Source organism: Kribbella sp. CA-253562, from assembly GCF_050942265.1.
In the GTDB taxonomy this organism is placed as follows: domain Bacteria; phylum Actinomycetota; class Actinomycetes; order Propionibacteriales; family Kribbellaceae; genus Kribbella.
In genome coordinates, this window is sequence record NZ_CP192049.1 from 4,218,367 (window position 1) to 4,231,269 (window position 12,903).

The window sequence follows — 12,903 nt, forward strand, 5'->3', positions numbered from 1 at the left end:
GTCGTCGAGACGCTTGTTCAGCGGTTGGACGGTGGAGGGCTCAGCAGCCTGAAGGCCGAACCGAAACTCGGTCGAGGAATGTCGGTGGGGCGTGTGACGATGCTGGGCATGGTGAACTCCGAGTACGAGGTGCGGGCGGCGACGGCTGAGGAGCATGACCAGTTCGCGGCGTTGTTCGGTGCGGCGATGATGTTCGAGAGCGCGCCGGGCGATCTCGATCGGGAGCTGTTCGAGCCGGAGCGGGCGTTGGTGGCCGTGGAGGGTGAGCAGTTCGTCGGTACTGCGAAGGCGATGACTCGGGATCTGTCGGTGCCGGGGGCTGTGGTGCCGGCCGCGCATGTCACGGCGGTTGGCGTTCGAGCGACTCATCGGCGCCGGGGGATTCTGTCGAATCTGATGAGCCGGCAGTTGCGCGAGGTGCCGGAGGCGTTGGCGGTGCTGTGGGCGAGCGAGCCGGGGATCTACGGGCGGTTCGGGTACGGCCCGGCTGCTTGGGGTGTCTCGTACGAGGTGGATCTGCGCAGCATCAAGCCGTATCCGGTGGCCGGAGGTGCGGGCCGTCTCGAGGAACTCTCGGGAGACGACGCGGCGGCGCAGCTGGCGCCGATGCTTCGGGAGTTGCAGGGGAAGCGGCCGGGTGTGTCGGGTCGGTCGGAGCTGGAGTGGCGCAGGCGGCTGGAGGACAAGCCCGATCATCGCGGCGGCAAGACCGCGCGTCACATCCTTGTGCACCGCGACGAAGCAGGCGCCTTGGACGGGTATGCGCTGTGGCGTGGCAAGTTGAGTTGGGGACCCGGTGGGCCGGCCAACGAGGTGACGGTGGAGGAGTTCGTCGCGCTCGAGCCGAACGCCTACCACGCGCTGTGGTACCACCTGCTGACGCTCGACCTGGCCGGCAAACTCGAGTACGGCCACGGCGCGCTGGACGAGCCGCTGCAGCAGTTGGTGACCAATCCGATGGCGCTCAACCGTCGGCTCGGCGAGTCGCTGTGGATTCGGATCACCGACGTCGGCCGCGCGCTGGCGCAGCGCCGGTACGCGACCAGCGTGGATGTCGTGATCGAGGTGACCGATGACCTCATCAAGACCAACACCGGCCGGTACCGGCTCACCGGCGACAGCGAACAAGCTACTTGCGAACCCAGCGACTCGGCCCCGGATGTCTCCCTGTGGGTGCGCGAGCTGTCCGCCGCGTACCTGGGTGGCCGCGCGCTGAGCGAGTTCGCTACGACGGGCCGAGTCACGGAGAACACCGCCGGCGCCTTGAACGCGCTGACGGCTGCCCTCCGCTGGCCGGTGGCCCCGGTGAGCATCGAGATCTTCTGACCAACGCGTCGGAAGACCTCGATCAGTGAACGTTCGCAGTTACAGCGGGAGCTCCTGGCCCGTGCGTTCCGCGTGCATGTACTTCGCGTACCAAGCCGGCCATTCGGCGTCGTGCTGGCCGCCGTTGCGGGCTTCGTGTTCGCCGTGGGCGGTGGCGGCTCGGGTGAGGGCCTGTTCCAGGTCTTCGATCGAGGTGTAGGTGACCTCGGTGGCGTCGACCCGGCCGGGGAGGCGGGTGGTGACTTCCTGGAGGAGCCAGGTGTTGCCGTCGGGGTCGGCGAAGGTGGCGAAGGAGCTGTAGCTGGCGTGTTCGTCCGCGGGGCCGGTGGCACGGCCGGGGTTGTCGGCGAGGAACTGGGCGCCTGGGGTCTCGGGGTGGAACGCCGGGCTGACGTCGACGCCTCGTTTGGCGAGTTCTTCGCGGGCGGTTTCGATGTCGGAGACGATCAGGTAGAGGCCTTGGGCCGAGCCGGGTTCGGCGGTGGTGATGTTGCTGCCGAACTGGACGGACGCCGGTGAACCCGGTGGCGTGAACTGTACGACGCGGAAGCCGTTGTCGAAGGCGAAGTCGGCGTCGAGGCGCCACTCCAGCCCCTGGTAGAACTCCTTCGCCCGGTCGACGTCCGTCACCGGGATGACGACCGCCTCGAACTTGAAGTCGGTGCTCATGGCTTCCTCCTGAGGTGTTGATCCTGCCCGGAACAACACCCCGCCGTACCCGCGGCATTCCGCCGGTCGTTGCCGAGGTCAGCGAAAGGCCGGGGGAGTGCCGTGCAGGGCTCGCGTGGTGGCGTCGGGGTCGGCGAAGAAGTTGGGGAGTTGTAGCTCGCTGTCGTAGTGGCGGTGGAAGACCGGGGTCTGTGAGCCGGACATCGGTGGGACGATCCAGCTCCAGTCGGTCGGGCACCGGCGACCTGCCCGTTCCTCGCGCTCCAGGTGGATGAGGAACCTGCGGGACTCGGTGTGGTGGTCGGTGATGCTGACGCCGCTTGCTTTGAACGAGTGCAGTACGGCGCGGTTGATCTCGACCAGGGCCCGATCCCGCCACAGGCTCGCCTCGTCGGAAATGTCGAGACCCAGCCGCTGGGCGACCTCGGGGATCATCGCGTAGCGGTCGATGTCGCCGAAGTTCCGGGCGCCGATCTCCGTGCCCATGTACCAGCCGTTGAAGGGCGCGGCCGGATAGGACACGCCGCCGATCAGCAGGCGGTTGCTGCTGATCACCGGGACCGCGTGCCACCGGAGGCCGAGCTCGGCGAACCACGCCAGCTCGGGGTGCTCCATCGGGACCTCGTGCACCGACTGTGCGGGCAGGGGAAACATCCGCGGACCCTCGTCGACGGTTTCCACGACCAACGGGAGTACGTCGAAGGCTCCGGGCACGTCGGGCGGCTGCCACCCGCGCCGGATGAGTTCGCGGGTGAACGACAGGTACCGGGGGTCTCCGAGGACGCGCCCGTCCGGCTGCTCGTAGCCGGCGTACCGGATGAGTTGCTCGTTCCAGATCCTCGGAGCGGGCCGGTTCGGAGTCTCCGGAGCGAACACGCTGATCATCGGCCGGATCTTGCCGCCGTTGTGCGCCGCGCGCAGGTGGTCGAAGCAGTGCCGCGCCACCCCGCCGGCATCGCCGACGGTCCGCAGATCGCGCACCTGCAGGCTGCGCCAGTACAGCCGGCCGATGCACCGTGCATTGTTGCGCCAGGCAACGCGAGCGCCGAAGGCCAGCTCCTCGGGGGTGTGCCAGTAGGTTCCGGTCAGGTCGATCTCGCGCATCACCGCGGCAAGCCGCGGTCCCAGCCACCCGGTCTGAGGATTCTCGGCATGGAAGAGCTCGAGGAACTCCTCGGCCGCGGCGCGGATCTCATCGTTTCCCAGGCTGTCCGGAACTGGTCCGGGATCCGGCCGGTGCACCGGGTGAGCGGCTCTGGCCCTGACCCTTCCAGGTCCTGGCGACGCCCGTCGGCCGGCGCGTGGGATCTGTGGCCACGGCCGGTCGCCGACCTGCAGCAACTGCTCCCCCGAGTGGGCGACGAGTTGGTGCGCGCAGATCCCCAGAGCCAGCAAGACAATGGCCGCGACCGGTACGACGAAGCCCGCGCGGCTCACTGGCAGGTGCCAGCCGAGTTCGACCGCGCCGATGGTGAGGCCGGACATCGCCAGCCCGGCGACGGCGAACGCGACAGCCACCAACGGGCTGTGACGTGTCGCCGGCCGGTCGGCCGCGACATCGTGGAAGGGGCAGGTCGCCGGTGAGTCGTTCATGTCGTGCCTCCACAACCTGACGTGCCGACAGCGGCGAGGTTTTCTGTTGTGTGGTGTGCCTGGGCGGGTCTCCGAAGAGTTGGCACGGGGTCGGTCCTAGCCCGCGGCCCCCGGACCGCTCCCGGTCCGGAAACGCGGTGGCGTGTCCCTGGGGTCGTCGAACAGCGGATCGGGCGCCACGTGACCCGGCTCGCCGGGCTGCGCCGTGGCCGCCAGCTGATCGACCTCGGTGGCGAACGAGCTCACGATCGACTGCATCTGCGCCTGGGCCGTCTGGGCGTACGCCCGAACCTGCTGCCCGGCCGTGTCCATCGCCTCCGCGACGATCCTGCGCTCGTGCTCGCGGGCCTGGCCGATGCGTTCGCGCGCGTCCCGGCTGACGTCCTGGACCATCTCCTCGACCACGAGCTGGGCCTGGCTGAACATCTGGACGACCTGTTCGTTCACCCGGTCGCCGGCCTGCTCGTACTGGTCCAGCTCCCCCTGGACGCGCTGCAGCTCGGCCTGAAGACGGGCGATCTCGGAGCGGCTGTCGCCGATCTCCTGGTCCATGGCCTGCACCTGGTCAGCGAGCCGATCGAGGTAGCCGTAGACCTCGCCCGCGTCGAGGCCACGCATCCGCCGCTGGAACGTCTCGTCCCGGATCGACAGCGGTGTCAGTCGCGGAGAGGTGTCGCGGTGGTTGTTGGTCCTCACTCGGTGTCTCCTGCCGTGGTAGCGGTGGCCCGGCGGTGTGCTCGTCCGCGGCCGCGTAGTAGAAGTGCTCGTACTTGATGTGTTCGGGGGACATGCCGGCGGCGGCGAGCCGTTCGAGGGTGTGGGCGACCATCTGCGGGCCGCCGCACACCATCGCCGTCCGCCCGTGCAGTTCCTGACGGGCCGCGATCGTGCCGACCTTGCCGCGCACGCCGGGATAGGACGGGTCGTCGGACACGACTTCGGTGTACTCGAACCACGCGCGGGTCTGCGCCAGCTCGCGCAGCCGGGGGCGGTCGTACAGATGCCAGGGCATCCGGACGCCGTGCAGCAGGTGGACCACAGGCCCGCTGCCCGACCGGTGCCACTCGCGGTCGATCTGTTCGACCAGCGCCAGCAGCGGAGCGAGACCGGTTCCACCGGCGACCAGCAGCAACTCCCGCGCGGCGTTGTCCCGCAGGGTCAGCCGCTCACCGACCGGCGCGCCCAGCTTCACGGTGTCGCCGACCTTCAGGGATCGCACGACGGTCGGGCTCACCAGCCCGCCGTCGATCTGCTGGACGTGCAGATCGATCGAGCCGTCCGAGCGCGGCGCGTTGGCGGGGCTGAAGTAGCGCCACTGCCGGGGGCGTTGCGGGATCTCCATGGACACCGACTGGCCGGGGCGGAACTCGAACGGGCGCCTGGGCCGGACCGTCAGCAGGGTGAGGTCCATGGTCCGTCGCTCGGCGAAGATCACGTCGGCGTCCCACCAGTCGGGGCTGGACTCCGACGACATCTCCGCCGCCTCGACCATGATCCGCGCCACCACCTGGTACGCCGCGGTCCAGTGCGCGGCGAGCTCCTCGTCCCAGTCGGGCCCGAGGAAGTGCATCAGCGTCGCGCACAGCGAAGCGCCGACCGCGTTGTAGTGCTCCGCGAGTACGGCGTACTTGCGGTGGTCGCGGCCGAGGTGCTGCAGGAAGGAAGCGTCGTTCTCGATCTGATCGGCGTGGCTCACGATCCGGCCGAGGGCGCCGACGAACTTGTCCCGCTGGTTGGACATCGACAGCGGGAACATCGAGCGCACCTCGGGATAGGACACGAACAGGTGCGAGTAGAAGTACAGCGGGACCTGTTCGCCGTGCTTGGTGACCTGGTCCCAGCTGCGTTGCAGGGCGTGTGCGTCCATCAGGATTCGCTATCTGTCTCGAAACGGCAGCTCTTCGAGGTAAGCGAACGGTTGATCAGTCGCAGACCCGTGTTTCCGGTCGCCGGCGGCGCATGCCGGCACGTACTGCGTTGACAAGGGTGCCCTCCCAGATCCAGTCCCCGAGTCTTTTCTGTCCTTCGACCATGACGATCTACCCTAGGGTCTAGGGGCTGAAACCGCAGCAGGGAACTCAATCGTCTCGAAAATCTCCAAGCGCCCAACTCCTTGATATTTGGACGATTCTGCGGTTGGGTGCGCGAGCCACCGGGGTGAGTGATGAATGTTGCCTCGGGCAACTAATTGTGGGGAAGTGGTCTATTCCGCTGAATTCCACTGGTCTATCCCGGAATGGCGGTTAAAGCCGGGATTGGACAGCACAAATGCAGTCCGGCGACAAGCTCGGGAATCTTGGCTAATCGCCGGCTGTTGTCTCGGCGGCCGATTCGGGGGCGCGGGCCTTCGCGAAGTGAAGGGTGCCCGAGGGCATCATCCAGGTCATCACGTCGACGGCCAGGCGGCCCGCCCGAACGGCCGGGTCGGCTTCGGCGTGGATGCGGGCGGTCTGCTGGTCCACCGACCAGATGGACCAGCCACGGTAGCGGTCGTCGTCCTGGTCCACCAACGGGCCTCCGGCCAGGACCAAGCCTTCGGAGACGAGCTTCGCGCGGTAGGCGAGGTGCGCGTCCTGGAGGGCGGACGCCTCCGCGTCGGTGTGCACGGGGGCGTCCGGCCTCAAGGTCAGCAGGACGACGGTGTGGCGGTCGAACCGCATCGGAGCTACGCCGATTCGAGCGCGTTGGTGAGCAGGGTGACGAGGGCCTCGACCTGGATGTCGGTGGTGGCGAGTTCCTCGGCGCTGGCGCCGTCGAGGGCCACCGCGGCCAGGCCGGCCTTGGAGTCGATCAGGTCCGCGATGCGGGTGTCGATGGTCTGGGCCGCGATGACTCGCCAGGCCGTCACGGGCTCCTGCTGACCGATGCGGTGGACGCGGTCGATGGCCTGGGTCTGTTCGGCGTTGGTCCAGGAGAGTTCCGCGAGCACGACGTTGGACGCGACCTGCAGGTTCAGGCCCACACCGGCGGTCAGCAACGAGCAGACGACGATCGAGACGTCCGGGTCGTTGACGAAGGCGTCGATGTTCTTCTGGCGGGCCGTGGGGGACTGGTCGCCCCGGATCGAGGCGTACTGGATGCCCCGGTCGGCGAAGAGCTGCTCGGCGGTGTCCATGGCCTCGATGTGGCGGGCGAAGTAGACGACCTTGCCGACGTTGTGCGCCAGTTGGGCGGCGTAGTCGGCGGCCAGGGCGGCCTTCGCCTTGCCGATACGGCGTACGAGCGTGAAGACGTTCTCGCCGGTCTTGGCGGTGGAGGTCTCGGTACGTTCCCACTCGGCGACCTGGCGGACCAGGTTGTGGTCGATACCGTCGACGGTCACGCCGGACGTGCGCAGCTCCAGCGCGGTGCGGTAGCGGTTGACCAGGCGCTCGGCCAGCTCGCGTTCGGCCTCGCGGATCGAGCGGCCGACCGAACCGTCGAGTTCGACGGGCAGGTTGGCGATGCGACGGGCCGGGATGTCGGCGGCGACGTCGACCTTGCGGCGGCGGACGATGCCGAGATCGATCACGCTGGCGCGGGCCGCCGGGTAGAAGGCGGGGTCGGCGGGCGTGAGATCGGTGGCCTCCAGCTTCTCCATCAGCTCGGCGCCCGGGATCTTCTCCTCGATCCAGCCGAGGTACTGCCAGATCGCGGTGAAATCCTCGATGTCGTTGATCAGCGGCGTACCGGTCAGGGCCATCAGCAGCGGGCGCGCCGTCCGGGACCGGATCCGCTCGGACAGGTGCAGCACGTTGCGCGAGCGGTGCGACTTCTTGTTCTTGATGAAGTGCGCCTCGTCGACGACCATGCCGCGGAAGCCGAGATCGCCGAGCCAGCCGACGTGGCGATCGAGCACCTCGTAGTTCACCACGACGATGTCGGCGAAACCGTCGATCGAGTCGCCGTCGCCCTGGATCACCGTCGCCTTGCGCTTCGGCGTCCACAGCTCGGCCTCGCGGGCCCAGTTGGTCTTGACAACGTTCGGTACGACGACGAGCAGCGGATACGCGTTGGCGGCCTGGGCCGCGAGCAGCGCCTGGGCGGTTTTGCCCAGGCCGGGCTCGTCGGCCAGCAGGAACGTCCGGTGGCCGGCCGCGACCGAGGCGATCAGCTGCGCCTGGTGCAGCATCAACTCGCGCCCGCCCGCGGCCGAAAGCGAGGTCGGGTCGGGCAGCGACATGCTGGCCGTGGCGCCGGCCTGCTCGAACGACCGCAGCAGCGGACCGATCAGCTCCCAGCCGGCGAGGCGGCGGGGGCGGGCTTCCTTCTGCGGAGCGGCGGAGAAGTCCGGCGCGAGGAACGGGTTCGCCAATTGGCGAGAGACGACCGACTGCGGCACGACCTGGCGTGGCGGCGGGGCCGCCTCGGTGGGCTGCGCGACCGGCGCCGGCTTCTCCTCCGGTGCCTCGAGACCTGCGGCGCGGAGCATCTCGCGCTGGAGCGCCACGGCGGCTTCGGACATGACGGCGTCCTCGGCGAGCAGGGCGAGCAGCGAGGGCTCACGGGCGGCGGTCTTGGCGAGGATCGTGGCGACGCCGTCGAGTCGCCGCAGCTGCTCGGCGCGATAGGCGTCGGTCGCGGTCGTGTCGCCGTTCACCTGCGCCCGCTCGTGGCGGACCAGCAGGCCGATGACCTGGAACTTCGTCCGCACCGAGGGCACGATCGCGCCGCGCTCGACAGCGGCCTCGACCTCGCGGACAGCGCGCGCCAGAACGGGGATCAGCCCGTCGGCGTCGTCGGTACGCCGACGCCGTCGCGTCCCGCCCCGAGGCGGGACCGCCGATCCACCGCGCGACCCGCCACCGGACCCGCCGCGCGAAGCGCCGCCGGATCCACCCCGGCCACCGCCGCGCGATCCGCCGCCCGAGCCCCTGCGGGAACCGCCCGAGCTGTCCCGGGAGCCGCCACCCGAGCTTCCCCGGGAACCGCCGCCGGAGCTGCCCCGGGAACCGCCGCCCGAGCTGCCTCGGGCACCGCCGTCCGAACCGGCCGGTCCCCGCACGGCACCGGCCGAACCGGCCGACCCCCGCGGGGCACCGCCCGATGCGCTCGCTCCACCGACCGCCCCTTCCCGCGCAGCGCTCGTCGAACCACCACGCGAAGCGCCGGCTGATCCGCCGCGCTGCGCGTCGGTGCCGGTCTGGCGACGACCTCGGTTGGCCAAGAATCCTCCTCAAAGCCACCACGGCACGGTGCCGTGGCACAACACAACGCCTACGCCGTCGCCGGTTGGGGACCGGCACACGGCACGGTCCACCGACTCGTCGAGCGGCCGAGGACTCCGGCGGAACTGGCCGGCCGTCGTACGGGATGACGGATGATCGGCCGTGAAATCCAGCCCCGGGCGAAGTGGTCGCGGCGGAGATCAGCGGTGCGGGGGCGTTCAGCCCACACTCAATAGTAGTTCCCCGCCCCCGGTGGCTGTCACCGGTACAGAGAGGTTATCCGTCCGGGCGGTCCACCTCGGGGTTGCGTCGTCTGTCCACAGGCACCGGCGGGCCTCGATGCACAATCTGTGGATGGTTGTGGACAACCTGTAACGGGGAACCGCCGGTGGCTGAAACATCCGCGTCCGCCAAGCATCGCGGGGTACCGGGGCGGCATGACTGAACAGAGCGATGAGCAGTACACGGACCAGGATTCAGAGCCGACGATGACAGCGCCCGGTGAGGGCCGGCCGGACGGAACGGAAGCCTCACAGCCCGCCGCGCGCAGCGATGACGACGGCGAGGCGCGGCCCGACGATGCGCAGGGGACGCGGCGGAAGGAAGAGTACTTCGACCAGCCTGAGTGAGCGCGGCGGGAGGCGTCCGGTTGACTGGTGCTCGCCCTGGCCCGTCTCGGAAGGACCTCCATGCAGTTCGCGTTGCTGTACTACTACGACCCCGCCGTCGCCGGACCGACCAAGGATGAGTTGCTCGACTGGCTCGCCTTCGACGGTGCCGTACGGAAGGCGGGGGCGTTCGTGCACGAGGCGGCGTTCCACTCGGTGTCGCGCGCCCGGACCGTACGGGTGCGCGACGGCAAGCCGGTGAGCGAGCACGGCGGGGCGACCGGCGCGCCGGTGCTGGCCGGCTACTACGTCATCGATGTGGAGAGCGTCGAGGCCGCTGAGGGGTGGGCGGCGAAGATCCCGACCGCTCGGTACGGCGCGGTCGAGGTGCGCCCGATCGTCGGGTACGACGCCTGACCCCTGCTGTTCGGAATCGTTTCCAAGAACCTCGCTCGGATGTTGAGACGAACCGCCGATCAGGCCCGCACGCGGCGCCGGGGATTGGTTAGGTAGACCGGGAGATCGTTTTCCGGCGCTGGGTCGGGAGCGGTCGGCAGACCACCTGGTGCGAGGAGGAGAAGGTGTCGAAACCGCTCAAGATCGCGGCGCTGGGATTCTGGCACGTGCATGCGGGGGACTACGCGAGGCAGGCGCAGCAGCATCCGGGCACCGAACTCGTCGCGGTCTGGGACGACGATCCCGCGCTCGGCCGCCCCGGCGCCGAGCAGTTCGCAGTGCCGTACACCGACGACCTGGACGCGTTGCTGGCGCGCGACGACCTCGACGGCGTCACGGTCACCACCGCGACCGACGTGCACCGCGACCTGATGGTGAAGGTCGCGAACGCCGGCAAGCACATCTTCACCGAGAAGGTGCTCGCGCCGACCGTCGCGGAGGCCGAGGAGATCGTCGCCGCGGCCGACGCCAACGGCGTGAAGCTCGTCGTCTCGCTGCCGCGGCTCGCGCACGGCTACACTCAGGCCATCCGTGAGGTGATCGACAGCGGCGACCTCGGCACGCTGACGTACGGCCGGGTCCGGCTGTCGCACGACGGCGCCGTGTCGGACGGCGGCAAGGGTGGCTGGTTGCCGGAGCGCTTCTTCGAGGCGAAGACGGCGATCGGCGGCGCGCTCACCGACCTCGGGTGTCACCCGGTCTATCTGACCCAGCTGTTCCTCGGCGCGACGCCGGAGACCGTCAGTGCGACGTACCGGTCGGTGGCCGGTCTGGGGCTGGAGGACAACGCGGTGGTGACGCTCGGGTACGGCGACCAGAAGATCGGGGTGATCGAGGCCGGCTTCGCGAGCCGGAACCCGTTCACGATCGAGCTGTTCGGTACCGAGGGCAGCCTGATGTACACCGAGGACGGCAACGCCCTGCGGGTCTTCGGGCCGGCGTTCGGAGAGGGCCGACAGCTGCCGGTTCCCGAGCACGGCAAGGACCCGTTCGGGCAGTGGGTCAACCACATCAACGACGGCACGCGCGCCGACGACAACCTCGCGCGGGCGGTCGAGCTGACCCGCTTGGTGGTCGCCGCCAATGAGTCCGCCGAGCAGGGCAAGGTCGTCCGGTACGACGGCCCGGCCGCCTGACCGACCCAGTCGAAGGAGACAGCCATGTCAGACATCAAGGTCGGACTGATCGGCGCCGGCGGCATCGCGACCGCCCACATCCACGGTTACCGCGAGCACTCGGATCGCATCCGCGTGACCGCCGTGGCCGACGCCGTCGAGCAGACCGCAGCCGACCGGGCCGGCGAGCTCGGCGCCACGCCGTACACGGACTACCGGCAGATGCTCGAGGTCGAGGAGCTCGACGCGGTCGACATCTGCCTGCCGCACCACCTGCACCGGGACGCGATCGTCGCGGCCGCGGAGGCCGGCAAGCACATCCTGTGCGAAAAGCCGTTGTGCCTGAAGGCGGAGGAAGCGGCGGACGTCAAGGCCGCGGTCGCGGCGGCCGGCGTGACATTGATGTGCGCGCACAACCAGTTGTTCCTGCCCGCGGTGGCCAAGGCCAAGGAGCTGCTCGACGCCGGAACGATCGGGACCGTGTACGAGGTCCGGACCACCGACAGCTTTTACAACGACTTCGACCCGTCGACGATGGGCTGGCGCGCGAGCGCCGCGACCAGCGGCGGTGGCGAGCTGATCGACACCGGCTACCACCCGACGTACCTGCTGCTGCATCTGGCGGGCGGGACGCCGGTCGAGGCGACCGCGATGCTGTCGACGCACCGACTGAAGTTCATGGAGGGCGAGGACTCCGCGCAGGTGCTGGTCAGGTTCGACAACGGGGTCGTGGGTCAGCTGGTGACGAGTTGGGCCTACCAGCCGGCTGCGGTGACCGAACGATTCTCCGCGGTCGGCGAGCTCGGAGCCCTGCACAGCGACGGGAACTCGCTGACGATCCGGCTGCGCTCCGGTGAGGTCAGCACGGTCGAGCTGGAGCCCGTGAACACGTTCGTCGCCGAGATCGGCCACTTCGCCGACTCGCTGCTCGGCAAGACGCGTCCCCTGCACACCGAGGAGGAAGGCATCGCGGTGCTCGGCATCCTGCTGGCGGCGTACGAGGGCGCTCGCAGCAAAACGATCGCCCCGGTGCTCAGCCTCTGACCACACGGATCTCAGGGCTCGGCGGAGCGGCGAGACCTCCGGCTCAGCTGTCGCCGGAGAGCTTTCAGGTGCTCCGCCGTGTCCTGCGGTGGCGGGATCGTCGAAGCGAGCGTGTCGAGCAATTTGGTGTAGGAATCGACGTCGTCGCGCTTGTCCAGATACAGGGCGCTGGTCAGGTGCTCCAGATAGACCACATCGGGGAGATCGGCCTCGGGGAAGCGCAGGACGCTGAAGGCTCCGCCTGACGCGGCGTGGCCGGTGCTGGCGGTGGGGATGATCTGCAGCGTGATGTTCGGGCGCTCGATCGCTTCGAGCAGCGCGGTCAGTTGGGCGCGCAGGACCTCGGGGCCGCCGATCGGGCGTTGCAGGGCGGACTCCTCGACGATCGCCCACAGCTTGAGTGGTGGCTCTCGGTCGAGGGCCTCCTGCCGGGTCCGCCGGAGGGCGACGAACTGGTCGATCTCGTCCTCGGTGCGGTCGGCCGTTGCGGTGAGACGGGCCACGGCCCGCGTGTACTCGGGGATCTGCAGCAGGCCGGGCACGAACTGCACCTCGTACGTGCGAATCAGGGACGCGGCTGCCTCGAGGCCGAGGTAGGCGTCGAACCAGTCCGGCGTGACGTCGCCGTACTGGTGCCACCAGCCGGGGTTGTTGGCGTCGCGGGCGAGCTGGAGCAGCCGCTCCCGCTCCGCGTCGTCGCGGACGTCGTACAGCGTGAGTAGGTCGAGCACGTCGCGTTGCTTGAAGCCGACCCGGCCGAGCTCCAGCCGGCTGATCTTCGACTCCGAACCGCGGATCGCCCAGCCGGCGTCGGCGCGACTCACCCCGGCGCGCTCCCGCAGTCGTCGCAGGTGCGCGCCCAGCATGATGCGCAGGGCCGTCGGCCCCGGCTCGCTCCGCCCGGCCATGCCATCAGTTTACAGGAAGATCGAACAGATGTTCGAC

At 69.3% G+C, this 12,903-nt stretch carries 12 protein-coding genes; 5 read left to right on the plus strand and 7 right to left on the minus strand.

From position 1 onward, the window contains the following. Nucleotides 1–84 precede the first annotated feature (84 nt). Nucleotides 85–1,326 carry a GNAT family N-acetyltransferase gene (locus ACQPXM_RS19960; RefSeq protein ID WP_432950760.1) on the plus strand — a complete coding sequence of 414 codons (1,242 nt, stop codon included), beginning with the start codon at nucleotides 85–87 and terminating at the stop codon, nucleotides 1,324–1,326. A gap of 39 nt (nucleotides 1,327–1,365) precedes the next feature. On the opposite strand, the gene ACQPXM_RS19965 is transcribed toward ACQPXM_RS19960, so the two are convergent. From ACQPXM_RS19965 to ACQPXM_RS19990, 6 genes are all read right to left on the minus strand, one after another. After that, a complete protein-coding gene (locus tag ACQPXM_RS19965; RefSeq protein ID WP_432950762.1) occupies nucleotides 1,366–1,995 on the minus strand; it encodes a VOC family protein in 630 nt (209 codons plus the stop codon). 78 nt (nucleotides 1,996–2,073) lie between these two features. Next, complete coding sequence (locus ACQPXM_RS19970) at nucleotides 2,074–3,588, minus strand: nitric oxide synthase oxygenase (protein ID WP_432950764.1); 1,515 nt, start codon at nucleotides 3,586–3,588, stop codon at nucleotides 2,074–2,076. Between the two features lie 96 nt (nucleotides 3,589–3,684). Further along, nucleotides 3,685–4,206 (minus strand): DivIVA domain-containing protein, encoded by a 522-nt coding sequence (locus ACQPXM_RS19975; RefSeq protein WP_432950766.1) that lies wholly within the window; start codon nucleotides 4,204–4,206, stop codon nucleotides 3,685–3,687. After that, entirely contained in the window at nucleotides 4,154–5,455 is a 1,302-nt protein-coding gene (locus tag ACQPXM_RS19980) for a globin domain-containing protein (RefSeq protein ID WP_432950767.1), read from the minus strand. Before ACQPXM_RS19980 ends, ACQPXM_RS19975 begins: the two co-directional genes overlap by 53 nt. A 433-nt stretch (nucleotides 5,456–5,888) precedes the next feature. Beyond that, the gene (locus tag ACQPXM_RS19985; RefSeq protein ID WP_432950769.1) at nucleotides 5,889–6,248 is read right to left on the minus strand and encodes a YciI family protein; all 360 of its coding nucleotides are present in this window, start codon (nucleotides 6,246–6,248) and stop codon (nucleotides 5,889–5,891) included. A gap of 5 nt (nucleotides 6,249–6,253) precedes the next feature. After that, nucleotides 6,254–8,221, minus strand: a complete 1,968-nt coding sequence (locus ACQPXM_RS19990) for a DEAD/DEAH box helicase (protein ID WP_432950771.1) — start codon at nucleotides 8,219–8,221, stop codon at nucleotides 6,254–6,256. Nucleotides 8,222–9,172: 951 nt separating this feature from the next. On the opposite strand from ACQPXM_RS19990, the gene ACQPXM_RS19995 reads away from it, so the two are divergent. The 4 genes from ACQPXM_RS19995 to ACQPXM_RS20010 all read left to right on the plus strand — a co-directional run bounded on the left by ACQPXM_RS19995 (nucleotide 9,173) and on the right by ACQPXM_RS20010 (nucleotide 11,958). After that, nucleotides 9,173–9,364: a hypothetical protein gene (locus ACQPXM_RS19995; RefSeq protein ID WP_432950773.1), complete on the plus strand. Its 192-nt coding sequence runs from the start codon at nucleotides 9,173–9,175 to the stop codon at nucleotides 9,362–9,364. A gap of 60 nt (nucleotides 9,365–9,424) precedes the next feature. Continuing rightward, complete coding sequence (locus tag ACQPXM_RS20000; RefSeq protein ID WP_432950774.1) at nucleotides 9,425–9,760, plus strand: YciI family protein; 336 nt, start codon at nucleotides 9,425–9,427, stop codon at nucleotides 9,758–9,760. 164 nt (nucleotides 9,761–9,924) lie between these two features. Next, the gene (locus ACQPXM_RS20005; protein ID WP_432950776.1) at nucleotides 9,925–10,935 is read left to right on the plus strand and encodes a Gfo/Idh/MocA family protein; all 1,011 of its coding nucleotides are present in this window, start codon (nucleotides 9,925–9,927) and stop codon (nucleotides 10,933–10,935) included. A gap of 24 nt (nucleotides 10,936–10,959) precedes the next feature. Then, on the plus strand, nucleotides 10,960–11,958 hold the full coding sequence (locus ACQPXM_RS20010) for a Gfo/Idh/MocA family protein (RefSeq protein WP_432950778.1): 999 nt from the start codon (nucleotides 10,960–10,962) through the stop codon (nucleotides 11,956–11,958). A gap of 11 nt (nucleotides 11,959–11,969) precedes the next feature. Here the strand turns inward: ACQPXM_RS20010 and ACQPXM_RS20015 are convergent, their stop codons facing one another. Then, a complete protein-coding gene (locus ACQPXM_RS20015) occupies nucleotides 11,970–12,866 on the minus strand; it encodes a helix-turn-helix domain-containing protein (protein ID WP_432950780.1) in 897 nt (298 codons plus the stop codon). Nucleotides 12,867–12,903: the final 37 nt, after the last annotated feature.

Bases quoted from the DNA above. Each gene is read 5' to 3' on its own strand.
- ACQPXM_RS19965 (WP_432950762.1), bottom strand. From the start codon at position 1,995: ATGAGCACCGACTTCAAGTTCGAGGCGGTCGTCATCCCGGTGACGGAC.
- ACQPXM_RS19970 (WP_432950764.1), bottom strand. From the start codon at position 3,588: ATGAACGACTCACCGGCGACCTGCCCCTTCCACGATGTCGCGGCCGAC.
- ACQPXM_RS19975 (WP_432950766.1), bottom strand. From the start codon at position 4,206: ATGCGTGGCCTCGACGCGGGCGAGGTCTACGGCTACCTCGATCGGCTC.
- ACQPXM_RS19980 (WP_432950767.1), bottom strand. From the start codon at position 5,455: ATGGACGCACACGCCCTGCAACGCAGCTGGGACCAGGTCACCAAGCAC.
- ACQPXM_RS19985 (WP_432950769.1), bottom strand. From the start codon at position 6,248: ATGCGGTTCGACCGCCACACCGTCGTCCTGCTGACCTTGAGGCCGGAC.
- ACQPXM_RS19995 (WP_432950773.1), top strand. From the start codon at position 9,173: ATGACTGAACAGAGCGATGAGCAGTACACGGACCAGGATTCAGAGCCG.
- ACQPXM_RS20000 (WP_432950774.1), top strand. From the start codon at position 9,425: ATGCAGTTCGCGTTGCTGTACTACTACGACCCCGCCGTCGCCGGACCG.
- ACQPXM_RS20010 (WP_432950778.1), top strand. From the start codon at position 10,960: ATGTCAGACATCAAGGTCGGACTGATCGGCGCCGGCGGCATCGCGACC.
- ACQPXM_RS20015 (WP_432950780.1), bottom strand. From the start codon at position 12,866: ATGGCCGGGCGGAGCGAGCCGGGGCCGACGGCCCTGCGCATCATGCTG.